Genomic DNA, 22,546 nt, shown 5'->3' with positions numbered 1-22,546 from the left:
TCCCCCTACCAAAGCTAAACAAGCTTTAACTCTCATTGATAACAATTATTTACAATGAATTAACAAAGAACTGGCATATTATTCACCATCAAGTTATAATTTTTGGTCTTTTAGATGCAGGAGAATGCTTATTTTTTGAGTGGATATTTATAAAAATATAAAATAATAAACAAACTAATAGGGTGATCGAGATGCGTTATTTTTATTGGCATCTAATATGCAAAAACTGTGTCCTAAATATTTTCCAACACTATAGTAGTCGAAGTCAGACTGAATTCCTATTTTTATCACCAAAGTCATTAAGCTTAGCAAAATTGCAGTTGGTTTTTATACCATTACTATTATTGTTGTATTCGCATTGTTTACAGGCATTGTCGGCAAAAACATCAAAAGCTATAGAGGGAAATTCGCCTTATTTAACATTTGATGGTGGCATCACCAAATTAACTACAACTGATGATTTATTAAGTATTAAATTATCGGACGGTGAAGTGTTCACTCCGCAAAACAATAACTCAGCGATGACACCAATTCGGTTACTTAATGCCGGCGATACTCTTGCTAATATTGAAATGATCGTCCCTTCATCGACTGACTCGGTGAGTATAAGTAGCTTGGTAACTCAAGGTAATTGGGGAGATGATGATGGCGACGGGCAGGGAGCTAATGGTATTATTGCCACGGGGAGTATATCAGTATCGTTTATGGATAAAAACGGTAATGCTGTTAGTCGTGGTGATATACTAGATATTTGTAAGGCACCTTATAAAGTAACATTAAGTAGTTTAGGTGGTAGTTTAGCTACAGCGTATGGTGTGCCAAATAAACGTATTTTCAGCGGAAGTACGGTGTCGTATCATATCAATCCGCATTCGCAACAACCTAAAGTTTGTTATGCAAGACCTCGTTTGATATTTGGTGGCACTAATTCCTCTGGAGATAATCCTCGCTTCGCAGGTCCATCTAGTATATGGGATCCTACTAAAGGGTTTTTAACGCAGTCAATTAATCCATCTTTTTATCGCCTCAATTTTCCGACTACGGGTGCTGATGGATTGTATTTTGATTTAGATGTTGGTGGCGTGAATGCAAGTCAGTTAACTTGGTCTACTGTCACCAATGGTAGTGATATAACCGCAACGGTAAGTTGGGTAAGGCCACGTTCAGACTCATTCTCTATCCCGTGCCGATGGTGCTCGGGTACTACTACATACGATGATTGGATTTCTGATAAATCCCAAAATGTAACGAGGGTAACGTTAAATGGTCCTAGGGCAGATAATACTCAAATACAATCAAGTAATCCTAGTCGACTTATAGCCCCATCTTTGCCACAACTATTTGAATTACAAGGTAAGGATAGTAGTGGTAATGTGGTTGTTAAGTATGGATTTGAGTTAAGGCAGTGGTTTGTTCATCGGGGAGAGAAATATACTACTGTTCCTGAGCAAGCAACTTGGTGTAGTAGTTTGGGGTATCGTTTTTCTCGAGTAAGAGATTTAAGCAATGCGAAATGTGGTGTAAATAATACTGATTTTCCATGTATAGGTGATATAGATGGTTCTATGCCATCGTCAGGTACTCTATATTACCAACGTCGGATAGGCGCTGGATTTTTAAGTGAGTGGAGCGATGCGTCTTATTATGGTGATGTGGCAGGTTTTGGTCGTGGTGATATTTGGACAAGTGATGCAGTATCAAATACAAATCACTTCTATATTCACCGTAATGGTTATGTGGGTCAGTGGGGGAGCTATGGAGGGGGCTATGCTGTTTGTACCATGCCTTAGTTTTTAGCGTTTAGTTTCTAATTATTAAAGCGTGATGAAGTATGGTGCAAATAAAATAATAAATTAAATATCAAAATCCGGCATTAGTTTGAGCTTTCTAAACGATATCGTTATGTTTACGCTCTAGTTATTTATCCTATTTTAGATAAGTAAAGTAAACTAGATGCACAAATTTTGCAAAATGAAGATAAAAAACAATATATAGTAAAGAAAGTACCTATGTTTGTTATGATTTTTCACAATATATTGTGGAATGATGCATTTTATTGAGTTATTTTTATAAAAAGCAAATTATTACCCCAAAAAATCAGTCAGGAAAGGTATTGATTTTATTGAAGTTTTTTGAAATCCTTACATGAAAAAACAGCAGCCAAGTAGCTGCTGTTTTTTGTAGCTTTTACTATTATTTAATTGCTTTAGCCACGATTTGTTGGGCTTCTTGCTGTAGTGTATTTAAATGTTCGTTGCTTATAAAGCTTTCTGCATAGATTTTATAGGCGTCTTCTGTTCCTGATGGGCGAGCAGCAAACCAGCCGTTTTCTGCAATCACTTTAAGCCCACCAATTGCGGCATTGTTAGCTGGTGCAGTGGTTAGGCATTGGGTGATTTTTTCACCTGCTAAGCTGTCGGTCGTTAGTTGGCTAGCATCAAGTTTGGCTAGTTTTTGTTTTTCACTAAACGATGCAGGTGCTTGAATTCGTCCGTAATAAGATACGCCAAATTTCGCTTCAAGCTCTTGATATTGTTCTTGTGGGTTTTTGCCCACTTTTGCAGTCATTTCAGCAGCAAGTAGGCATAGGATTATGCCGTCTTTGTCGGTTGTCCAAACTTTGCCGTTGGTTCTTAAAAATGATGCGCCTGCGCTTTCTTCGCCTGCAAAGCCGAGTTTGCCGTTGTATAGACCATCTGCATACCATTTAAAACCAACAGGGTATTCTAGGTATTGTTTGTTTAGGCTATTTGCTACACGGTCGATCATTGAGCTTGTAACTAGTGTTTTTCCAATAGCGATATCTTTGTGCCATTGTGGGCGGTTTTGGAATAGGTAATTGACACAAGTTGATAGGTAGGCATTGGGGTTCATTAGTCCTTTTGGAGTGACAATGCCATGACGGTCAAAGTCAGTGTCGTTACCAAAAGCTAAATCAAATTGGTCTTTTAATGTTAACAATCCCGCCATTGCCCAACGGCTTGAGCAGTCCATTCGAATGATTTCATCATGATCTAGGTGCATAAAGCTGAATGTCGGATCGATTTTGTTGTTAACAATATTAAGATTGATACCGTATTTTTCAGCAATTCTAGGCCAATAAGTAATGCCTGCACCACCAAGTGGGTCAACCCCAATTTTTAGTGACGATGATTTGATCAGCGCAAGATCTAAGATGTTTTCAAGGTCGTTGATGTAGTCGGTTTCGTACTCTTTGGTATGAACGTAATTTGAATTTATAGCCTTGTCTAAGCTGATACGTTTTACGCCATTGAGTTTATTTTTTAGTAGTTCGTTAGCACGGTTTTCAATTTGTTTGGTGATGTCAGTATCCGCCGGCCCGCCATTAGTTGGGTTGTATTTTATGCCGCCATCTTCTGGTGGATTATGGGATGGGGTAATGACAATACCGTCGGCTAGCTGGGTTTGTTTGCCTTGGTTGTAGGTTAAAATTGCATGTGATATGACAGGCGTTGGGGTATATCCCCAATTTTGTGCGATAACAACGGTTTGTTCGTTAGCAGCAAAAACTTCAAGCACTGATTTTAATGCAAGTTCTGATAGGGCATGGGTGTCTTGACCAATAAAACATGGCCCTGTAATTTTGTTGGCTTTGCGGTATTCCGCAATGGCTTGAGCAACGGCTAATATGTGTGCTTCGTTGAATGTGCCTTTGTTTGAACTGCCCCGATGGCCCGATGTGCCAAATATGACTAGTTGGCTAGCGTTATCCGTATCAGGTTGAATTTGGTAATAGTTATTGCGTAATGTTTCAACATTAATGAGATCTGATGGTTGAGCTAACATTCCTGCACGGCTTTGCTTGGCCATTTTTTTATCCTCTTTCATTAAATATGTCTTTTTATAATAGCTAAAATGTGAACATGTTGTGTGTTGTCACATTTTAGCTTTATTTGTTTTTGTTTTTTCTGTTAAGGTAAGAATGCGTTAGTAACTTGGTTTATCATAGTTTCAGATATGCCCATGTCACTCATAATCGATTCTACAATATATTGTTTTCTAGCTGTATTTGTGTTGCTAATTACCCAATAAGGTGTGCCAGTAATTTCGCGGGGTTTGGTGTTTTTGCCCGATGCTTCAAGAGACTGTTTGTCTTTAGCTAGGTATTGTCGTTTACTACCATGCAGTGATGTTGCTGCAATAGCAAAAAGCGCTGGATTATAGTTATATAGTGCACTGAGCAATAATATAAAACGGCTGATAATGGATTTTTCGCTTATGAACGTGTCGCTAGTTAATAAATCGTTAAAAAGAGGGTAGTGGTTTTCTTTTTTGACGATGGTATTTTGTTTTGCTGAGGTTGATTGGTTTATATTCAATAAACGTCGTAATATACTTGATGCATCTTCACCAATGTGTTTGGTTTGACCAGCAATAAATTGGTATAATTCTTCGTCGATTTCTATCGTTTTCATTGTGTTACATGTGCCTATTAAATTATTTTACGGGACATCCTAAAGCAGGAATTTTGTTAAGATGCGAATCATGAGTTGATTCGTTATTTAAACAATCATTTGATGGTTGTTTAAATTCAACGCTCTCGCTTTTTTGGGGAGCTTGGTTTGCATCATGACAAGCCGTTATCATAACCGATAATATTAATTGAAAAAATAACCGTTTCATATACTCATTGTACGCTGAATAAACTATTGTGCTGAGTATAACCTAACTTAAGCATAAATTGTATTAGCTATTGATAAAATAATGAAAATGATATTGTCGTTTTTTCTTAATAATATTATTCTAAACAAGGTATAATAAAAAGATACCGATATTATATGAGGAATTAATTATGAAAAAAATCGTCACACTAACTATTTTAGCTGCAATTCTATCTGGATGTAGCAATAGTGATATCTATTCTGGCGATGTTTATACCGCTGATCAAGCCAAACAAGTTCAGCAAGTGAGTTATGGTACAGTTGTTTCAGTTCGACCTGTTAAAATTCAAGCTAATAACACAAATGGTAAAAACGAAAATATTATAGGTAGCTTAGGTGGTGCTGTTTTAGGTGGTGTTTTAGGTAATACTATTGGTAATGGTTCTGGCCAAGTTTTAGCGACTGCAACAGGTGCTATTGGTGGTGCAATTTTGGGGGATGTCATTCAAGATAAAACTAGCCAAGCAAGTGCTGTCGAGCTAGAAATCAAACAAGAGAATGGTTCAAACATTGTGCTTGTGCAAAAAGGTTCAGCTAAAGATTTCTTTGCTGGTCAAGCGGTTCGTTTAGTTACTAATGGTAAGCAAATTAGTGCTTCGCCACGTTATAGCAATCAATCAAGATAACCGCTAATCAAAATAATAAATCAAAAGATAATACTTAATTTTGCTCACTTTGATGGTGAGCAAAATGGTTTTTTAGGTATACGATTGTTGTTAGCTTTTGATTAAGTATCATAAAATATCCAATCAATAACAAAAATTTGCCGGTCTAAGCACTAACGTATAAACTCAACAAAATTTTTATTCTATTATTTTATTTATTATATTAAAGGAACAGTAAGCCGATGCGTATTTTACATACTATGATTCGAGTTGGTGATTTGCAGCGTTCGATTGATTTTTATACCCGTGTAATGGGTATGCGAGTGCTAAGAACCAGTGAAAATACACAATACAAATATTCATTAGCCTTTGTTGGTTATGGCGATGAGACAACGAGTTCAGTGATTGAGTTAACTTATAATTGGGATACCGATAACTATGATCATGGAACGGCGTTTGGTCATATTGCTATTGGTGTTAATGATGTGGCTAAAATGTGCGATGCCGTTAAGCAAGCAGGAGGCAAGGTAACACGCGAAGCAGGACCTGTAAAAGGTGGTTCAACGATTATTGCTTTTGTTGAAGATCCTGATGGTTATAAGTTAGAGTTGATTCAAAATGATCAGGCTGATCAAGCTTTAGGAAATTAAAGGCTTTTTTATAATATCGCCGATTGAAATTTCGGCGATATGATATTATTGGTGTTTTAATTTAAATCACTACCCAATAAATCTTTTAATAATTGCGAATTAATGGTTGCCTGTTTTGCTTGCTCTAAGCTAGCAGTGGTAATAATTGCACTTAAGGCACTTAATGAGGTGTCGAAATCGTCATTGATAATAACATAATCATATTCGTTATAATGCGAAATTTCGGCTTGGGCTTTTTGCATTCTTTTGGCTATAACACTACTGTTGTCTTGTCCACGTTTTATTAGGCGGTTTTCTAACTCTTTTAGTGATGGTGGTAATATAAAGATGCTTTTTGCTTGAGGCATTTTTTGGCGTACTTGTCTTGCTCCTTGCCAATCAATATCTAAAAACACATTAATTCCTTGTGATAAGCTTTGTTCTATTTCTGCTTTAGATGTGCCGTAATAGTGGTCAAATACGTTGGCATATTCTACAAAAGAATTTTTATCAATTAAGGATTCAAAAAGTTTATGATCCACAAAATAATAATGTTCGCCATGTAATTCGCCTGGTCGTGGCTGGCGAGTTGTATGTGAAATTGATACTTTTGCTTGTTTTGGATTTTGGTTTAAATAAGCTTGAATAAGGCTTGATTTTCCTGCTCCACTCGGTGCAGAGATAATAAATAAAGTTCCTGTATACATAGATATGTTTGCCACGTTGGTTGCTATTGCGTTATTTTATTGTCATTGATATAAATTAAGCGATATTATAACAAAATTTGGTAAAAAAATGTGGTTTATTGTGAGCCAATAAAATAATTTACTGTTTAATATTTTAGGTTATAGGACAGTATGATTGGTTTGCAATATCCACAATATTAATTTATAAAATCATGTATTGTTATTGTTAAGGAATGATTATGTCTTTGACTTTTAAAGATGGTGTTTATGCTTGTATTCCAACTTTATTAGGCTATATTGGTATTGGTATTGCTGCGGGTGTTGTAGGGAAGTCAGCAAATTTATCTGTACTTGAAATTACATTATTGGCTGTGATTGTTTATGCTGGTGCAGCACAGTTTATTATTGCCGGTCTAATGATGGTGGCTACACCTGTTTCAGCCATTATTTTTACTGTTTTTTTAGTTAATTCCCGTCATTTTTTAATGAGCATGGCAACTGCCCCCGCTTTTCGTAGATTCTCGTTTTTTAATAATATGGCTATCGGTAGTTTATTAACTGACGAGAGTTTTGCCGTTGTAATGAGTGCCATAGCCAATAAAGTTCCTGTCAATGCTGTTTGGATGCATGGGCTTAATGTAACAGCTTATTTGGCTTGGATTTTATCTTGTTTTTTAGGGGCAGTAATCGGTGAATGGTTACCTGATCCAAACTTGTTTGGTTTAGATTATGCCTTGGTTGCCATGTTTATTGGTTTACTTTATTTGCAACTGATTGGTGATAAAAGCAAAAGTCTTAAAAATCGACTATTAGTAATGTTAACCGTTGCAATTATGCTAATTTTATTAATGCGTTTTGTGTCACCCGAAATGGCGATTTTAATTAGCACTTTTGGTGGATGTTTTATGGGTATGGCTATGGAGCGTGATGCGTGACAATTTATAGTTTATTGATTATTTTAGGGTGTGGTTTAGTCACTTGGTTACCAAGAGTGGTTCCTTTTATGCTGGTTCGAAAGTTTCAGTTACCGAATGTGGTAATTCGTTTTTTGTCGTATGTACCTTTGTGTATTTTGACTGCTTTATTTGTGCAAAATTTATTTGTGGCAAAAGAGGGGCAGTTTCCTGATTTTCATGTGGAATATTGTTTGGCGACCATTCCAACAGTCATTGTTGCTGTGATCACTAAAAACTTAATGTGTATTGTGGTTGCAGGTATGTGTTTTATGGCGTTGATTCGTTATTTTATTATGTAATTTGAATTTATTAATAAATTGCTTTGGTTAATTTTTTATTGTTTGTTAAAACAAAAACAGGGCAGTTGCCCTGTTTTTGTTATGTTTTATTAAGTTCTTTCTTTTTGTTCAAGTTTGTTAATGGATTTTAATAGTTTTTCAGCTTCGCTATTTTGGCCGATTTGATTAAGATAGGTTGCCATCGCTTTTTGATATGTCATATTATTCAATATAGCTCGTGGTTGCGCATACCACCATTTGGTTAGTGCTTGCGTATCACTGTCAGTTGATAATTGTTTGATTCGGGCAATATAGGCTACCTGTTTAAATTGATCTAGTTGCGATTCATTATAAGCTTTAGCTTTATACATTGCTGGTAATAGATCGATAACCGCTTGATAATCACCAGTTTCGTAATAAAGTTGATCGGCTAATCGTAGCACTTCCACATTACGTGGTTTTTCGTTTAGTAGTTGTTCTAACACGATGCGTGCGGCTGTGTACTCGTGATTTTTTAGTTGCAATCGAATTTGTACTAATTGAAAGGCAAATATCTCTTTAGGTTGACAGGTTCTAGCCGCTTGTTCTAGCGATTGGTTGGCTTGAATTAATTCATCGTTGTCAATTTGTGCTTGTGCGGCAAGTAAATACGATAAAGTGGTATTTTTTGCCCCTTTGGCACTTTTTGTAAATAACTTTGCCGCTTGTTGATAATCACCTTCTAACAATAAAAATTGTGCTTGTTCAAGACGTTTTATTGATTTTTTAGGTGATTTTAAGCGTAACCAGTTGCCAAGCGTTGTTTTAGAGTTAAATATTTTATTGAAGATACAATAAATTAAATAAAGACAAAGTAAGCCAATTAATTCAAGTATCATAAATGAATTAAATGACATGCTGACACGATAGTTGGCAAATTCAAATACTGCTGAGCCTTGGTGTCCTTGCAATAATGGGCCAAGGAAAAATCCACCTACTAGCACTAAGAAAATAATTAGTATTCTTATCATGATTATTCTCCTATTTTGCCAACATTGAACGAACACGAGTTTGCATTAATTTTTCAAGTTCGCTGATGCTAGTTAGGTTTTCCGGTACACTTTGATTGCTGATTGATTGATTTTGTAAATTATCAAGCTCATTGATAAATGCTTTGACACTTGGTGCGTTACCATCAAAATAAGCATTAACCCAAGTTGCAGTGTCGTTAAGTGCGCGTTGGTAAATTAAGTCTTGGTGTCTTGGCACTGCTTGTGCGGCAATCAATAGGCGGAAACGGATGTTTTCACGTAGGTAAAGTGATTGTTCTATGCTTAATGGTGCTTTTAATATTTGGCAATGGACAATTTGTTTTTCATCTTGACCTGCTTGTTCTAAGCATGCTTTGAAGTTGTTATCTTTATTGTCCAGCTTTTCAATGGTGATAAATTTATCCATAAAAGTCTTAGCACTACTTAATAAATTGCTAGACCAATCGCCGGCTGATGATGTTATTTCATTCTCTTTATCTTCAGTTGTATTATTTGTATGTACTTGTTGATTGTTATCTGCGTGAGAATTTTCTGTGTTAGTGTTTTCTGTGTTTATGTTCTCGACTTGGACTGCTTTGTTCTCATTTTTATTGGCTGAGTCTTCGCTATATTGTGTCATTCCAAGGTCGATTTCTTGATAATGGCCAACTAGAGGTAATTCGGTAAGGGCATCTGACAATCCAATTAAATTAATAATAATGCCATCAGTATCAACAAAACTGACTTGAGCTAGTGAGTTAATATCTTTACTAATTGCTTGTCGTGCTGGTAATAGGCTAGGATCATCAGCTTGAGCTAGGCTTTCGTCGGCATTTTTAAGTAATAGTCGTGCTGATGTGTAATCTTGGTCATTCCAAATTTTACGCCCCGCTAAATGGACTAAATAATTTGCTTGCGAAATTAACCAAACTTTATGATCTGTGGTTGACATAGCCGCTAAACGCTCGTTGATGTTTTGTAGGCTTTGTTCATTGAGCTTTAATGTGTCATTCACTTGGTTGCTTAATTGTTGTTGTACTTTTTGTTGATCACTAAGTTGACGTTCTACTTGTTGTTCTAATTTGCTGAACTGTTGATTCTGTTTATTAACAGCATCTTCAATGCTGCTGTGTAAATCATTTGTTATGCTCTGCTTGGTTGTTTGTTTTAAATTGGCCAGTTCGGTTTGTAATGTTGAGATGGCCTTTTGTTGTTTTGCAAATTGCTGTTGGCCATAATAAAAACCAAATCCACCTAAGCAAGCGGTTAATGCTATAGCTATTATCGATAATTTTGAAACTTTTGTTTTGCCTATATTGTCATTATTACTATTAATGTTTTTGGTTTGGGCTTTCGATTCTACTGCAGGATTGGGTTGAGTGGTTGTTTGATCTTTTTTGTCTTTTTTCATAGTTTCATTCGCTTCATTTTCAATCGCTGTTATTGTTGGTTGACTAAATGAAGTTGTGCTTATTGTTGAAAGTGTCGCATTGGCACCATAATATTTTAACGGCATAAATGACCTCATTTAGATTTATTCGAAATTGATGTTGGCATTATGACATAGAGTTAACATTGTTTTAAATAAAATTTGATTATTCGCCCCCGCTATTTGTAAAATATTTTGCCAATTTAATTGTTGTGCTTTTTTTAAAATTCGTTCACTAGTAACAATGAGTTGAGCTTGCTGTTTGTGTTGTTTTTGACAATAAAGCTCAAGTCGCATTAAGTGCTCAACACTGGTAATAATAATGATTTGGCTGTTTATGTTGTTAGCTAAAATATTGTCACAATAGGTTATTGGTTTACGGTAATAACATTCTAGTATTTTAACCTGAGCTTGTTGGGTTATTAATGTGTCTGCTAATAAATTTCTTCCTGAATTACCCCGTAAAATCAGTACGGTACGATGTGCTAGTGCTACGCTCTTTAGTAAGTCTAATAAACCTTCGCTATCTTCTTGTTTAGGGTGATTAACTTTGGTTGTAGTTAGTTGGCTTAATAATTCTGCTGTTTTTTTTCCTATTGCAAAATAGTGCCTATTTGCTGGAAAAGATAAGTCGGGTAAATAGGTTTTGATGGAGTGAATAACTTGTGGCGATAGTGCAATTACAATGTCTGATGGTAAAAGACAATTAAGTTGTTGCTCTAAATCAACCAGTTCAGCTCCGGGTAAAATATCAAATAAAGGAAGGTGAGCGGCTGATAAATTGGCAAGGTTTAGTTGTTTAGCTAGCTCCTCGCCTTCTGGCGAGGGTCTTGTTACATAAATCATTCGCCATTTAATTCCTGTAATATTTTGTCGGCGCCTTGATTTAATAGTTGTATTGCGAGATTGTAGCCCAGTTGTTCTGCACGGTTTGCAGAGCCTTGTAATTTAGCTTTAATTATTTGCATACCATCAATACGTCCAACAAATCCTTCTAAAGTTAAAATATCATTGCTTAGTTGGCTATAGCAAGCAATAGGCACTTGGCAGCCACCTTGTAGCGCTTTGTTCATTGCTCTTTCTGCTTGAATACAAACGCGGCTATTTTTATCATCAAGCACGGAAAGAATATCTAATATTTTTTTATCATCTGTTCGAGTTTCAATTCCAATTGCTCCTTGACCAACAGCGGGTAAAATTAAGTCCGTATCAATATATTGTTTTATTCTATTTTCTAATTCTAGGCGTTTTAAACCGACAGACGCTAAAATAATAGCATCATATTCTTGATTATCGAGTTTAGCTAGGCGAGTACCTATATTGCCTCGAAGATCTTTAATTTGTAAATGTGGATATTTAGCTCTTAATTGGCATTGACGTCGTAAACTTGATGTTCCGATAATGGCATCATCTGGGAGTTCGCTTATGCTTGAATATTTATTTGAAATAAACGCATCACGAACATCGCCTCGTTTGCAAATGGTGGCTAGAGTTAATCCTTCTGGGAACTCGGTGGGAATATCTTTTATAGAATGAACAGCAATATCCGCGTCGTTATTCAATATGGCTTGTTCAAGTTGTTTAACAAATAGCCCTTTGCCACCAATTTTTGATAGGGGGCTGTCTAGCATTATGTCGCCTTTAGTAACCATAGGAATTAATTCCACTGTTAAATGGGGGTGAGCGGCTAGCAATTGTTGCTTAACAAAATTAGCTTGCCATAGCGCTAAAGGGCTTTTTCGTGTTGCAATGCGAATGTTCAATGGAATTTTCCGTTTTATTTTTGCTTAAATGGTTTGTGTTATTGCACAATTTGTATATCGGTACTGGTTAATTTAATCACTTAAAAATCAATATAGCCAAATACAGTGTAAACTGTATTTGGCTAATTAAATTTAAGTTATTAATCTAAATCATCAACAAAACTAACTGCATAACCAATATAATTAGCTGGTGTTAATTGTTTTAGTCGTGTTTTTTCACTTTCGGGCAGATCTAATGAGTCAATAAATTCTTGCATGCCTTTTGCATCAACACGTTTACCACGGGTTAGTTCTTTGAGTTTTTCGTAGGGTTTTTCAATGCCGTAACGGCGCATTACAGTTTGGATTGGTTCGGCTAATACTTCCCAGTTACGGTTAAGCTCGTCAAGTAAATAGTCTTGGTTAACTTCAAGTTTATTTAATCCTTTTAGTGTTGATTGGTAAGCAATAATAGCATAACCAATACCTACACCTAAATTGCGTAATACTGTTGAGTCGGTTAAGTCACGTTGCCAACGAGAAATAGGTAATTTGCTACCTAAGTGGTTCATGATAGCATTAGCAATACCTAAATTTCCTTCTGAGTTTTCAAAGTCAATTGGGTTGACTTTATGTGGCATTGTTGATGAGCCAATTTCGCCAGCAATGGTTTTTTGTTTAAAGTGATTTAACGAAATATATCCCCAAACATCACGATCAAAGTCGATCATAATGGTATTAAAACGAGCCACACAATCGAAAAATTCGGCAATATAATCATGAGGTTCGATTTGAGTAGTATAAGGGTTCCAATTTAACCCTAGTGATCTAACAAATTCTTCGCTAAATTGATGCCAATTCACTTGAGGATAAGCAACCATATGTGCATTATAATTGCCTGTGGCTCCATTAATTTTACCTAGTATTTCAACCGATTGTAGTTGCTTTAATTGACGTTTTAAACGGTAAGCAACATTGGCAAATTCCTTACCTATTGTTGATGGTGTAGCAGGTTGTCCGTGCGTTCTTGAAAGTAGCGGTAAATCACGATAAGACTTGGCTTGTGAGGTGATTTTTTCGATCAGTTTATTCCAATATGGAACTAAGACGGTTTCTCTGGCTGTTTTTAGCATTAATGCATAAGATAAGTTATTAATATCTTCTGATGTACAAGCAAAATGAATAAATTCGTTAACTGCATGTAATTCTTCATTAGTGCTGACTTTTTCTTTTAAAAAATATTCTACCGCTTTGACATCGTGATTAGTGGTTTTTTCGATTTCTTTGATACGATTAGCATCTTGCTCACTAAATTGCTCAACAATTTGGTTAAGGTGGTTGATGGCTGACTGGCTTAAGGTTGGTACCTCTAAAATATCTGCTTGTAAGGCTAGCTTTTGTAACCAACGAACTTCAACTTGAACACGGTATTTTAGTAAACCATATTCGCTAAAAATGGTGCGTAATTCTGTTGTTTTCTCACCATAACGTCCATCAATTGGTGAAAGGGCAGTAAGTGCAGATAATTCCATCGGTTTAACTCCGTTATTATTTTGAAATATCAGTTATAAAGTACAAATTAGTTTATGCGATTAATTTGGTCTAATAGTTGTTGGGCTGCATCACAAATGCGTTTACGGCTAAAAAGAAACTGAAAACGACTGCCGCCAACTTGGTACCATAAAATGGCTGATCGAACACAACCCAAAAGTGCTGTTCTTACTTTTGCTTGTACTAATGAGTTTTGTAGAAATTCAATTTTGCCAATAACTTTGATTTTAGTTGATATCGGGCTAATGATATCAGAATAGATTCCCGCTAATGAATAGGATATATCATCAACATTAATACCAACGGTTTGATCATTTATATCAGAATAAAGTCCTGAAATGCGTTTTAATCGTTGGTCTATCTTATCTAATGCGTCTTTATTTTTTAATAATTTGTTTGTAATACTAAGAGAGCCAAACAGGTAACGAATAGTTTGGACGTGCTCTTTTTGTCCTGACGACAATAATTGTATTAGTGTTTGTAATCCTATTTTGATATTTTTAATACCATCATAAACATCGTCCGTTGTTTTTGGCGAGGTTTTAAATATACTTTTTATTGCTTGTTCATAAAGTGTTGCACTACAAATACCTGTGTTAGCTAGTTGTGGTACCAATATTGCACTTTGTGTTGCACCGGCAAGGGCAATGGCAATATGATGGTATTTATTATTCACTTTAGTACTCCTTACTGCTTTTTATTTGTTCTTCAATAATACCGCCACCTAAGCATACTTCGTTTTGATAAAAGACAGCTGATTGACCTGGTGTAACAGCAGCAACGGGATTATCAAATATGACTTTTATTTTATCATCAGCTAATGGTACCACTTGGCACGCTATATCTTGTTGGCGATAGCGTGTTTTAACCGTACAATTGAATGGTTCGGTGACCACTTTACGGTCAACCCAATGTAGTTGTTGAGCAATTAATCCGTGTGAAAATAGAGCAGGGTGATCGTGACCTTGTGCCACAATTAACTCGTTATTTGTTAGATCTTTGTCAACCACATACCATGGCGTATCATCGGCTTGTTTTAAACCACCAATACCCAATCCTTTACGTTGTCCTAACGTATGATACATAAGCCCTTGATGTCTGCCAATAATTTCACCGTCAACAGTGCGAATATCGCCTGCTTGTGCTGGTAAATAACGAGCCAAAAAGTCAGTGAATTTTCGTTCACCAATAAAGCAGATACCTGTAGAGTCTTTTTTCTTAGCCGTCGCTAAACCAAGTTTTTCTGCAATTTGACGCACTTGTGGTTTTTCAAGTTCACCGACGGGAAACAGGCTTTGGCTTACTTGTGTTTCACTCAAGGTATAAAGAAAGTAGCTTTGATCCTTGTTGGTGTCTATACCACGTAATAATTCAACTTTTCCATTTGTTTCGCGTTTGCGAACATAATGTCCTGTAGCAATAAAGTCAGCACCAAGATCTTCAGCTGCATATTCTAAAAAAGCTTTAAATTTTATTTCTTTATTACATAAAATATCTGGGTTTGGTGTTCGGCCTGCTTTGTATTCTGATAAAAAATGTTCAAATACATTGTCCCAATATTCGGCAGCAAAATTAACTGTATGTAATTTGATGTTTAATTTATCGCAAACGGCTTGTGCATCAGCTAAGTCAATGGCAGCTGAACAGTATTCTTCAGTGTCGTCTTCTTCCCAGTTTTTCATAAACAACCCAACAACATCATATCCTTGTTGTTGTAATAAATAAGCTGAAACAGAAGAGTCGACGCCACCTGACATACCGACAACGACTTTTTTTCGAGAGTTTATATTTGTCATAATAGCTATATTAATAGGTAAAATTAATAAAAAATTTAGTTTCAATTTTAGCATAACTAAGGCAAAAAGCATAAAGTTATGCAGATAAAGAACACTATATTCAATTGTGATTTATATTAATTTAATACCAACTTTTGCTTTAAATTTATATTCAAAGGTGCTTTTACGATTTTTTTATTTTTATTTATTAAATATTCGCATAAAAAAACGAAATCATAAAATAATAACAGCCTTATTAAACAAAACTTATAAAACTGTTATTATTTAAAGATTAAATGGAAATTAGTTAAAGTCTTTTAAAAGATAAACAACAAGTCCTATAATTTTAAAGTCTTGTTGTTCATACTTATCACCAATAATTGCTGGGTATTTAGGATTATCACAAAGTAATGCTAAGTTAGCACCTTGATTTTGTATTCGTTTTATACTAATTTGGTCCTCATACTCAACAGCATACAAATAGCCATCAATCGGTTTGTTATGAGTCTTGTTGATGATAAGAATATCATGATTTGATATTGTTGGTTCCATGCTATCACCTTTAGCCCATACTGCGGTTAAGTCTTTGTGGTTACAGCCTTGATGTTTTATTAAGGATAGATCAAACGGAATTGATTCTATTTGTGGGTAAAATTTACTTGTTTCGTTTAAATGGTGAAATGGAATGTGGACTGAACCTTGGCATTCAGATTCTGACAATAACCTACATTCTCCTTTTCCTGTTGCTAGCCACTCTATAGGAATGTTGCATTTTTGAGCAATAATTGCAAGTCTATTTAATGCTGGATAGGTTTTTCCTGATAAATAATCTCGTATAACCGCCTCTGACATACCAACTTTTTTGGCAAAGGCATTACCTGATATACCTTCTAATACTAGATTTAGTCTATTCCTAAAACCAATTACACCTGTATCAATTAAAATCTGTATTTTTTCTTTTTCATTTTGTTTTTTTACTTTGTTTTCTGTCATTTTTTATTCCATTTCGTGTGTTTTTCGTTTTTTTTATTTTAATTCGTTTTTTTATGTGCTATTCTCTGCCCATATTTTCTTATCTTATGAATATTTATTTTTAACATTGTAAGACCGATAATCTTTACAATAGCAAAACTATAACCTATAGAGGATCTCATAATGAGAGAACAAGATCAAGACTGGACACCATCTAGAGTGGTGGGAGAAATTAAAATTAGAGGCGGAAATTTAAGAGCATTATCGAGATCCAGTGGATTACAGGCTGATACTTTAAGAAATGCTTTATATCGACATTGTCCAAAGTATGAGCGAATTATTTCTGATTATTTACAAGTCCCTGTTGAGCAAATTTGGCCTTCACGTTATCAATTAAAAACTAAAAAATAATATTAGTTTGAAAATAAAAAAGACGCTTATTAGCGTCTTTTTTATTATTTGCTATGCGACAATTTATTTTTTAGCTTGTTCGGCTGCTTTAACGATCGCTGCAAAAGCATCGGCTTTTAATGATGCTCCGCCTACTAATGCACCATCAATATCAGGTTGAGTAAAGAGTTCGGCTGCATTTTTATCATTAACAGAACCACCATATTGGATAATCACTTGCTGCGCTACTTTTTCATCTTGTTTAGCAATATGATCTCGAATAAATTTATGAACAGCTTGCGCTTGTGCTGGAGTTGCTGATTTTCCAGTTCCAATTGCCCAAACTGGTTCATAAGCAATAACCGCACCATTAAATGCTTGAATGCCAAGTGCCTTAATCACAGCATCAATTTGACGAGCACAGATAGCTTGTGTTTGACCTGCTTCGTTTTCAGCTTCAGTTTCGCCAATACATAATACTGGTACTAATCCTGCTTCTTTAATGACACCAAACTTTTTAGCAATAAATTCGTCTGATTCTTTATGATACGTACGACGTTCAGAGTGTCCAATAATAATGTGAGTTACACCAACGTCTTTTAGCATTTCGATTGATACTTCTCCAGTATAAGCACCAGAAAGATTTACGCCAACATCTTGAGCACCTAAAATGATATTAGAACCATCTAATTGATGTTTTACAAAATCAAGATAGACAACCGGTGGTGCAATTGCTACATTGCACGCAGTATTATTTGATAGCTCATTTCGTAGCCCTGCAACTAGGCTTTTAGCCATGTCTTTACTACCATTGAGCTTCCAGTTCCCCATAACAAGTGGTTTACGCATAATTTTCTCCAACTTAAAGTTTAAAATAGTGTTGATTTTAGAATGAATTCGGTATAATAGTTAGCATTATACACCAAATAAATTGAGCTTGAGGAAAAATATGTCATTAGAAATATTGAATCAATTGGAAAATAAAATCCAGCATACCGTTAATACTATCACCACATTACAACAAGAGATCGCTACTTTAAAACAAGGGAATCAAGAGTTGGAACAACTGATTAATGATAGTTCTGATGAAATGAAAGCATTACGTGATGAAAACGAAAAACTCAAACAAGATCAACAAATATGGCAACAACGTATTCAAACATTATTAAGTAAAATTGGCGAAATTACACAATAATTGATTCAAATTTTTTAGCGCGACTTAGGTCGCGTTTCTTTTATTCTTAATTGTTGATAATGGTAAAGGCTAAGTTTAATGCGACAAAAGCTAAAATCACTCTGGCTGACTGAAACTATCCATTTAATTGAAGCCGAATCTGGACGGTTTGCTGACCAAGATATTAACCGACAAGTAAGAGCTGAACAAATATCGCTCACAGATCGAATTGTGATGCGAGCAACGATGTTGTCAAAGCAAAATGGCCTATATTCTTCGCAAAAAATACTAATACAGTCTGTAAAGTTTTCTTTTGTCTTATTACTGTTATTCTCTGTATTTTTAGGTGGTTCCTTAGCCTTGGGAGCAGTAAACCAGAACCCCATCAATTTGTATTGGGCGCTTTTTAGCTTATTAGGTGTGCACTTAATTACATTATCTATTTGGCTTTGTTCATTTTTTTTCTTTTCTAATTTTGGTGGTAGTTTATTAATTCATTGCTGGTTGTGGTTAGCTAAAAAACTTTCTCAAAAAAAGACCATACAACAACTTTTTCCTGCATTTATTGAATTGTTTGGAACCCGCGTGCGTTGGCTTATCGGTTTTGTGCTTAACCTGTTTTGGACTGTGATTTTAAGTAGTGCATTGCTAGTGTTAGTAGTGTTATTTTCAACTAAGTATTATAGTTTTGAATGGCAAACTACATTACTTAGTTCTGATACTATTATTCGGTTAACGCACTATTTGGGCTATTTACCTTCATTATTTGGTTTTGATATCCCTAAAGATGACATAATAAAATTAAGCGAAAATGCTTTAAACACTGGCGAAGTTCGTTCGTCATGGGCTGTTTGGCTGTTGGGGGTGTTTATTGCTTATGGGTTATTGGTAAGGGTGTTATGTATGATATTCTGCGGTGTTAACTGGTTGGTTAGTTGTCGTTATATTAAACTCAATATTACACACCCTGACTATCAAGTATTAGCAAACCAATTGCAGCCATTAATTGTTAACATTGAAGATGCCGATAGATTAGGATACAGTAACCATCAATGGTGTTCTCCTGTACATCCAATTGAAGATGGTAAGGGCTCTTTTTTGGTTGCAGTAGATGTGCACGAAAGTTGGCATCATCCTGAGTCTGTTAAATTTTTAGGTTTTTTAAATACAAGAGAACAACGTAATAATATTTTAGATTACTTTCAATTAACACCAGCTAAAAAATTGCTAATTGCAATTGATACCGATAGAGCACCCGATAGAGGGTTATTGAATTTTATTAATCAGCTGATTAACAAATCACAACAAACCCGAATTTGGTTTATTAATCAAGGCAAACAGTATCATAATTGGCAATCGCTCTCTTTACAATTAGCTGAACCTGATTGGCTAAGTGAGGATATTTAGTATGCTATCAACATTAAAATTAGCCGTAGTTGGTCACGCCAATGTTGGTAAAACGTCATTATTACGCACCTTAATTCGCAATAGCCATTTTGGTCATGTATCTGACCATCCTGGCACCACAAGACATGTTGAATCAATAACTTTGCCGCTTGAGCAAAATAAATCGATTGTTTTTTATGATACACCAGGGTTAGAAGACAGTTTGGCGCTTTATGATTATATTAACCAACTTGTTCCTGCTAATAAAAAACTTGATGGTGTTGATAAATTAACTCTTTTTTTACAAAGTCCAGAGGCTGAAAACACTTTTAATCAAGAAGCCAAAGTCATCAAACAGCTACTAAATAGTGATGTGGCTATCTATGTGATAGATGTCAGAGAGCCAATATTGGCAAAGTATCACGATGAGTTATCTATTTTATCTAATAGTGATAAACCCATATTAGCAGTTTTGAATTTTATATCGGGTAATGACCAAAATGAAAAAGAATGGAAAAGATTGCTGTCACGAGTTGGGATTCATGCTATTATTAAGTTCGACGCTATATTCCCATCTTTAGATGGTGAAGAGCGATTGTATCATAGCCTTGCTTTATTGGTTGAACCTGCTAAAGAAATATTAGATAATTGGCTAGATAAAATCTCGCAAATTCGTGATTCTCGCAATAAAACAGCTAATCGAATTATTGCAGAAACGCTTGTTGATGTTACTGCTTTTTTCAAAATGGCTAAGTTAGACGATAACCAAGCTATTACTGATATGCAAAATAAAGTCAGAAAGCGAGAACAAACAGCGATTAACGAATTATTAAAATTGTATCAATTCGATTCAACTCAAGAGAGTGAAGAGAGCTTGCCTTTAATCAAAGGTCGTTATAATGCTGACCTTTTTAATGTTGATGCACTAAAAACGGTGGGCATGCATTTGACTAAAGGCTTTGTATCAGGCGCAACAATTGGTGCAAGCATTGATTTAGCAACAGGTGGTATTTCACTTGGCTCTGCTGCGTTGGTTGGCGCTGTAGTTGGTAGTTTACTGCAAACTGCAAAACATTATGGTTCTAGAATGCGGTATCAGCTTTCTGGATATAGTAAATTAAGTGTTGATGATGTTATTATTTGTTTTCTTTCTTTACGATTAATTCGCCTTAAAGAAAGTTTAAATCATCGCAGCCATGCGGACACGAGCCCAGTTAGGTTATCTAAATTAGATAAAAATGAATGGGAAAAAGGTGTGTTACCTAAAAGTTTAAAGGTAGCTAGACGTTATTCGCATTGGTCGACGTTAAATAAAGGAACAAAAAGAAATGACAAAAAAAGACAATCGACTATTAGGAACGTTGCTCAGCAACTGCTTTAATTTTAAGAGACGTTTTTTAATAACCACATTGATCTTTTCTCTCTTTGTGTTATTTGGTTGTAGTTCTAGTCAAGGGCAAGTTTCTGCCAAAAATACTAAGCCAGATCGTGCTATGTTAGCTAAAATAGAATCCCACTATAAAAAATGGCAAAACACGCCATATCGTTATGGCGGCACAACCTTATCTGGTAGTGATTGTTCTGCTTTGGTGATGAATTTTTTCAAAAACAGACTTTCAAAAAACTTACCAAGAAGTGCTGCTGAACAAGCTCAATTAGGTGTAAAGGTAAATACGCCAAAAGCAGGTGATTTGGTATTTTTTAAAACAGGTCGCAGTCGTAGTGGTTTACATGTTGGTATTTATTATACTGATGGTAAATTTTTACATGCTTCAACGTCAAAAGGTGTTATTTATTCAAGCTTAAATGAAGATTATTGGAAAAAGCATTACTGGATGACGCGCCGTGTAACGGGTAGTTAAATTATCTCTTTTGAAGAATAATTAATAATGAAAAGCTCTTTAAATTAATTAATATTAAAGAGCTTATTTTTTATCTGTAATAAAGCTATTGTTAGATTTGTCCTTTATTTTTTAATTCGTTCATTGTATTTGCTACATAGAGCATTTCGCTCGGTGAACCAAGTGATATTCGACACCAGTTTGTTGCTGGTTCAAAATCTCTTCCAATCAATATGAAGTTATTTTTCATTAATTCACGATAATCTTTTAAATTAATCGGACTTTTATGAAACATAAAATTAGTTTGTGATTTTAAATAATGTAATCCTAAGCCTGATAGTGCTTTTTCCATGATTTGACGTGATACATCAACCGCTTTTTTAGAATAAGTTAAAAATGGTTGATCATCCATAGAAGCAAGTGCGGCACAAACACCACAATAGTTGAGCTTTTCGCCTGCTACATATTGGGCCATGTTTTGAATATTTTCAATTGAGCTGACAGCATAACCGACTCGTAATCCTGCCATTGCATGGATTTTTGAAAATGTTTTAAGTAATATAATATTGTCACAACCTTTTGCAATTAATTCATCAACTGATTTAAATGCAGGATCATTAACAAATTCAGCATAAGCTTCGTCAATAATAAAGATCGTATTTTTAGGTTTGCTTTTTATCCAAGGTTCGATTTCGTTTGTTGCAAAAACAGTCGAAGTAGGATTATTTGGATTAACCAAATAAACAATTGAAAATCCATTATAATCTTCAGCAGCTTTTTGTATACCTTTTATATCTATTTGCCAATCAGGCAAACTTGGTACTTTAGTAATTTTTAAATTAAAGATCTTTGCAAAATGTTCTCCATCACCATAAGTAAGCTCTGGAATGACTAATTGAGTATCTGGCTTAACAAAAGCGGCAATAGCGCTTCGAATACCTTCCGATGAGCCTGCAGTTAATAAAATTTGAGAATCATCAACTTTATGATGTTGAGCTAATCGTTTATTAAGCATTGGCATTTCGGCTTTGGCATAGCGATTAGCTTTTGGTACGGCATCGATTGCTGCTTGTTTTGCGAGTGGTGACATACCAAGCGCATTTTCATTGAAATTGAGTCTTATTGGATTGTTAATATCTGGTGTTGCTACATTTTCAAGCATAGGTAGCGAGAATGAAATCGAGTTTTGCGCTTCCATCGCATGGGCTTTAGATAACAATTGATTAATAGATAGCCCTGCAATTGCGGCACTCGAAAATGTGATTAATTTTCTTCTACTGACATTTAAATTGGATATCATGATTCACCTCTCGCTTAATTAATATTTATGTGGTCAATTATTAACTAAGCAAAAATAATACCAAGTTTTTAAAGATTACTAAGATTACTAAGGTTACTTATTTGTACAGTATTAGATAACAAAAAGTTAACGATAAGATG

Annotated in this window: 24 protein-coding genes; 10 read left to right on the top strand and 14 right to left on the bottom strand. The window is 35.1% G+C overall.

Features of this window, described 5'->3' with window-relative positions:
• Window positions 1-191 precede the first annotated feature (191 nt).
• Complete coding sequence (locus GQ596_RS08640) at window positions 192-1,790, top strand: hypothetical protein (protein WP_160401275.1); 1,599 nt, start codon at window positions 192-194, stop codon at window positions 1,788-1,790.
• 403 nt (window positions 1,791-2,193) lie between these two features.
• Here GQ596_RS08640 and pgm read toward each other — a convergent pair whose 3' ends face one another.
• The 3 genes from pgm to GQ596_RS08625 form a co-directional block, all read right to left on the bottom strand.
• A complete protein-coding gene (gene pgm, locus GQ596_RS08635; protein ID WP_160401274.1) occupies window positions 2,194-3,831 on the bottom strand; it encodes a phosphoglucomutase (alpha-D-glucose-1,6-bisphosphate-dependent) in 1,638 nt (545 codons plus the stop codon).
• 101 nt (window positions 3,832-3,932) lie between these two features.
• Window positions 3,933-4,436 carry a replication initiation regulator SeqA gene (locus tag GQ596_RS08630; protein ID WP_160401273.1) on the bottom strand — a complete coding sequence of 168 codons (504 nt, stop codon included), beginning with the start codon at window positions 4,434-4,436 and terminating at the stop codon, window positions 3,933-3,935.
• Between the two features lie 22 nt (window positions 4,437-4,458).
• On the bottom strand, window positions 4,459-4,644 hold the full coding sequence (locus GQ596_RS08625) for a hypothetical protein (protein ID WP_160401272.1): 186 nt from the start codon (window positions 4,642-4,644) through the stop codon (window positions 4,459-4,461).
• Between the two features lie 166 nt (window positions 4,645-4,810).
• Between GQ596_RS08625 and GQ596_RS08620 the strand changes: the two genes are divergently transcribed.
• On the top strand, window positions 4,811-5,308 hold the full coding sequence (locus GQ596_RS08620; RefSeq protein WP_160401285.1) for a glycine zipper 2TM domain-containing protein: 498 nt from the start codon (window positions 4,811-4,813) through the stop codon (window positions 5,306-5,308).
• A gap of 221 nt (window positions 5,309-5,529) precedes the next feature.
• The gene (gene gloA, locus GQ596_RS08615) at window positions 5,530-5,937 is read left to right on the top strand and encodes a lactoylglutathione lyase (RefSeq protein ID WP_160401271.1); all 408 of its coding nucleotides are present in this window, start codon (window positions 5,530-5,532) and stop codon (window positions 5,935-5,937) included.
• Window positions 5,938-5,993: 56 nt separating this feature from the next.
• On the opposite strand, the gene gmk is transcribed toward gloA, so the two are convergent.
• Window positions 5,994-6,623 carry a guanylate kinase gene (gene gmk / locus GQ596_RS08610; RefSeq protein ID WP_160401284.1) on the bottom strand — a complete coding sequence of 210 codons (630 nt, stop codon included), beginning with the start codon at window positions 6,621-6,623 and terminating at the stop codon, window positions 5,994-5,996.
• 218 nt (window positions 6,624-6,841) lie between these two features.
• Here gmk and GQ596_RS08605 point away from each other — a divergent pair, with 218 nt between their 5' ends.
• Both GQ596_RS08605 and GQ596_RS08600 read left to right on the top strand, forming a co-directional pair.
• The gene (locus GQ596_RS08605; protein WP_237398392.1) at window positions 6,842-7,537 is read left to right on the top strand and encodes an AzlC family ABC transporter permease; all 696 of its coding nucleotides are present in this window, start codon (window positions 6,842-6,844) and stop codon (window positions 7,535-7,537) included.
• On the top strand, window positions 7,534-7,857 hold the full coding sequence (locus GQ596_RS08600; protein ID WP_160401269.1) for an AzlD domain-containing protein: 324 nt from the start codon (window positions 7,534-7,536) through the stop codon (window positions 7,855-7,857). The genes GQ596_RS08605 and GQ596_RS08600 overlap by 4 nt, the downstream gene beginning before the upstream one ends.
• Window positions 7,858-7,946: 89 nt before the next feature.
• Here GQ596_RS08600 and GQ596_RS08595 read toward each other — a convergent pair whose 3' ends face one another.
• The 8 genes from GQ596_RS08595 to GQ596_RS08560 all read right to left on the bottom strand — a co-directional run bounded on the left by GQ596_RS08595 (window position 7,947) and on the right by GQ596_RS08560 (window position 16,336).
• Window positions 7,947-8,846, bottom strand: coding sequence for a heme biosynthesis HemY N-terminal domain-containing protein (locus GQ596_RS08595; protein WP_160401268.1), 900 nt, complete (start codon window positions 8,844-8,846; stop codon window positions 7,947-7,949).
• Between the two features lie 10 nt (window positions 8,847-8,856).
• Entirely contained in the window at window positions 8,857-10,362 is a 1,506-nt protein-coding gene (locus GQ596_RS08590; RefSeq protein WP_160401267.1) for a uroporphyrinogen-III C-methyltransferase, read from the bottom strand.
• An 18-nt stretch (window positions 10,363-10,380) separates the two neighbouring features.
• Window positions 10,381-11,121: a uroporphyrinogen-III synthase gene (locus tag GQ596_RS08585; RefSeq protein WP_160401266.1), complete on the bottom strand. Its 741-nt coding sequence runs from the start codon at window positions 11,119-11,121 to the stop codon at window positions 10,381-10,383.
• Complete coding sequence (gene hemC, locus GQ596_RS08580; protein WP_202113778.1) at window positions 11,118-12,038, bottom strand: hydroxymethylbilane synthase; 921 nt, start codon at window positions 12,036-12,038, stop codon at window positions 11,118-11,120. Before hemC ends, GQ596_RS08585 begins: the two co-directional genes overlap by 4 nt.
• Before the next feature lie 140 nt (window positions 12,039-12,178).
• Window positions 12,179-13,549: an adenylosuccinate lyase gene (gene purB, locus GQ596_RS08575; RefSeq protein WP_160401265.1), complete on the bottom strand. Its 1,371-nt coding sequence runs from the start codon at window positions 13,547-13,549 to the stop codon at window positions 12,179-12,181.
• Window positions 13,550-13,596: 47 nt separating this feature from the next.
• Entirely contained in the window at window positions 13,597-14,244 is a 648-nt protein-coding gene (hflD, locus tag GQ596_RS08570) for a high frequency lysogenization protein HflD (protein WP_160401264.1), read from the bottom strand.
• A 1-nt stretch (window position 14,245) separates the two neighbouring features.
• Window positions 14,246-15,364, bottom strand: a complete 1,119-nt coding sequence (gene mnmA, locus GQ596_RS08565) for a tRNA 2-thiouridine(34) synthase MnmA (protein ID WP_160401263.1) — start codon at window positions 15,362-15,364, stop codon at window positions 14,246-14,248.
• Window positions 15,365-15,646: 282 nt separating this feature from the next.
• The gene (locus GQ596_RS08560) at window positions 15,647-16,336 is read right to left on the bottom strand and encodes a S24 family peptidase (RefSeq protein WP_160401262.1); all 690 of its coding nucleotides are present in this window, start codon (window positions 16,334-16,336) and stop codon (window positions 15,647-15,649) included.
• Between the two features lie 162 nt (window positions 16,337-16,498).
• Between GQ596_RS08560 and GQ596_RS08555 the strand changes: the two genes are divergently transcribed.
• On the top strand, window positions 16,499-16,726 hold the full coding sequence (locus tag GQ596_RS08555) for a helix-turn-helix domain-containing protein (RefSeq protein ID WP_160401261.1): 228 nt from the start codon (window positions 16,499-16,501) through the stop codon (window positions 16,724-16,726).
• Between the two features lie 63 nt (window positions 16,727-16,789).
• Here GQ596_RS08555 and tpiA read toward each other — a convergent pair whose 3' ends face one another.
• The gene (tpiA, locus tag GQ596_RS08550; RefSeq protein ID WP_160401260.1) at window positions 16,790-17,554 is read right to left on the bottom strand and encodes a triose-phosphate isomerase; all 765 of its coding nucleotides are present in this window, start codon (window positions 17,552-17,554) and stop codon (window positions 16,790-16,792) included.
• A 100-nt stretch (window positions 17,555-17,654) separates the two neighbouring features.
• Here tpiA and zapB point away from each other — a divergent pair, with 100 nt between their 5' ends.
• The 4 genes from zapB to GQ596_RS08530 all read left to right on the top strand — a co-directional run bounded on the left by zapB (window position 17,655) and on the right by GQ596_RS08530 (window position 21,127).
• Window positions 17,655-17,900 (top strand): cell division protein ZapB, encoded by a 246-nt coding sequence (gene zapB / locus GQ596_RS08545; protein WP_160401259.1) that lies wholly within the window; start codon window positions 17,655-17,657, stop codon window positions 17,898-17,900.
• Window positions 17,901-17,978: 78 nt separating this feature from the next.
• Window positions 17,979-19,286: a DUF2868 domain-containing protein gene (locus tag GQ596_RS08540; protein ID WP_160401258.1), complete on the top strand. Its 1,308-nt coding sequence runs from the start codon at window positions 17,979-17,981 to the stop codon at window positions 19,284-19,286.
• 1 nt (window position 19,287) lies between these two features.
• Window positions 19,288-20,646 (top strand): DUF3482 domain-containing protein, encoded by a 1,359-nt coding sequence (locus tag GQ596_RS08535; protein ID WP_160401257.1) that lies wholly within the window; start codon window positions 19,288-19,290, stop codon window positions 20,644-20,646.
• Entirely contained in the window at window positions 20,594-21,127 is a 534-nt protein-coding gene (locus GQ596_RS08530; RefSeq protein WP_160401256.1) for a C40 family peptidase, read from the top strand. Before GQ596_RS08535 ends, GQ596_RS08530 begins: the two co-directional genes overlap by 53 nt.
• Before the next feature lie 91 nt (window positions 21,128-21,218).
• On the opposite strand, the gene GQ596_RS08525 is transcribed toward GQ596_RS08530, so the two are convergent.
• Entirely contained in the window at window positions 21,219-22,406 is a 1,188-nt protein-coding gene (locus GQ596_RS08525) for a histidinol-phosphate transaminase (RefSeq protein WP_160401255.1), read from the bottom strand.
• Window positions 22,407-22,546 lie beyond the last annotated feature (140 nt).

The sequence above is a fragment of the Gilliamella sp. Pra-s60 genome (genome assembly GCF_009795755.1).
In the GTDB taxonomy this organism is placed as follows: Bacteria; Pseudomonadota; Gammaproteobacteria; order Enterobacterales; family Orbaceae; genus Gilliamella.
This window is presented reverse-complemented; position numbering and strand designations above follow the sequence as displayed.

Coding starts and splice junctions, on each gene's coding strand:
- GQ596_RS08640 (WP_160401275.1), top strand. CDS start 192: ATGCGTTATTTTTATTGGCATCTAATATGCAAAAACTGTGTCCTAAAT.
- pgm (WP_160401274.1), bottom strand. CDS start 3,831: ATGGCCAAGCAAAGCCGTGCAGGAATGTTAGCTCAACCATCAGATCTC.
- GQ596_RS08630 (WP_160401273.1), bottom strand. CDS start 4,436: ATGAAAACGATAGAAATCGACGAAGAATTATACCAATTTATTGCTGGT.
- GQ596_RS08625 (WP_160401272.1), bottom strand. CDS start 4,644: ATGAAACGGTTATTTTTTCAATTAATATTATCGGTTATGATAACGGCT.
- gloA (WP_160401271.1), top strand. CDS start 5,530: ATGCGTATTTTACATACTATGATTCGAGTTGGTGATTTGCAGCGTTCG.
- gmk (WP_160401284.1), bottom strand. CDS start 6,623: ATGTATACAGGAACTTTATTTATTATCTCTGCACCGAGTGGAGCAGGA.
- GQ596_RS08605 (WP_237398392.1), top strand. CDS start 6,842: ATGTCTTTGACTTTTAAAGATGGTGTTTATGCTTGTATTCCAACTTTA.
- GQ596_RS08595 (WP_160401268.1), bottom strand. CDS start 8,846: ATGATAAGAATACTAATTATTTTCTTAGTGCTAGTAGGTGGATTTTTC.
- GQ596_RS08590 (WP_160401267.1), bottom strand. CDS start 10,362: ATGCCGTTAAAATATTATGGTGCCAATGCGACACTTTCAACAATAAGC.
- GQ596_RS08585 (WP_160401266.1), bottom strand. CDS start 11,121: ATGATTTATGTAACAAGACCCTCGCCAGAAGGCGAGGAGCTAGCTAAA.
- purB (WP_160401265.1), bottom strand. CDS start 13,549: ATGGAATTATCTGCACTTACTGCCCTTTCACCAATTGATGGACGTTAT.
- mnmA (WP_160401263.1), bottom strand. CDS start 15,364: ATGACAAATATAAACTCTCGAAAAAAAGTCGTTGTCGGTATGTCAGGT.
- GQ596_RS08560 (WP_160401262.1), bottom strand. CDS start 16,336: ATGACAGAAAACAAAGTAAAAAAACAAAATGAAAAAGAAAAAATACAG.
- GQ596_RS08555 (WP_160401261.1), top strand. CDS start 16,499: ATGAGAGAACAAGATCAAGACTGGACACCATCTAGAGTGGTGGGAGAA.
- tpiA (WP_160401260.1), bottom strand. CDS start 17,554: ATGCGTAAACCACTTGTTATGGGGAACTGGAAGCTCAATGGTAGTAAA.
- zapB (WP_160401259.1), top strand. CDS start 17,655: ATGTCATTAGAAATATTGAATCAATTGGAAAATAAAATCCAGCATACC.
- GQ596_RS08540 (WP_160401258.1), top strand. CDS start 17,979: ATGCGACAAAAGCTAAAATCACTCTGGCTGACTGAAACTATCCATTTA.
- GQ596_RS08535 (WP_160401257.1), top strand. CDS start 19,288: ATGCTATCAACATTAAAATTAGCCGTAGTTGGTCACGCCAATGTTGGT.
- GQ596_RS08530 (WP_160401256.1), top strand. CDS start 20,594: ATGACAAAAAAAGACAATCGACTATTAGGAACGTTGCTCAGCAACTGC.
- GQ596_RS08525 (WP_160401255.1), bottom strand. CDS start 22,406: ATGATATCCAATTTAAATGTCAGTAGAAGAAAATTAATCACATTTTCG.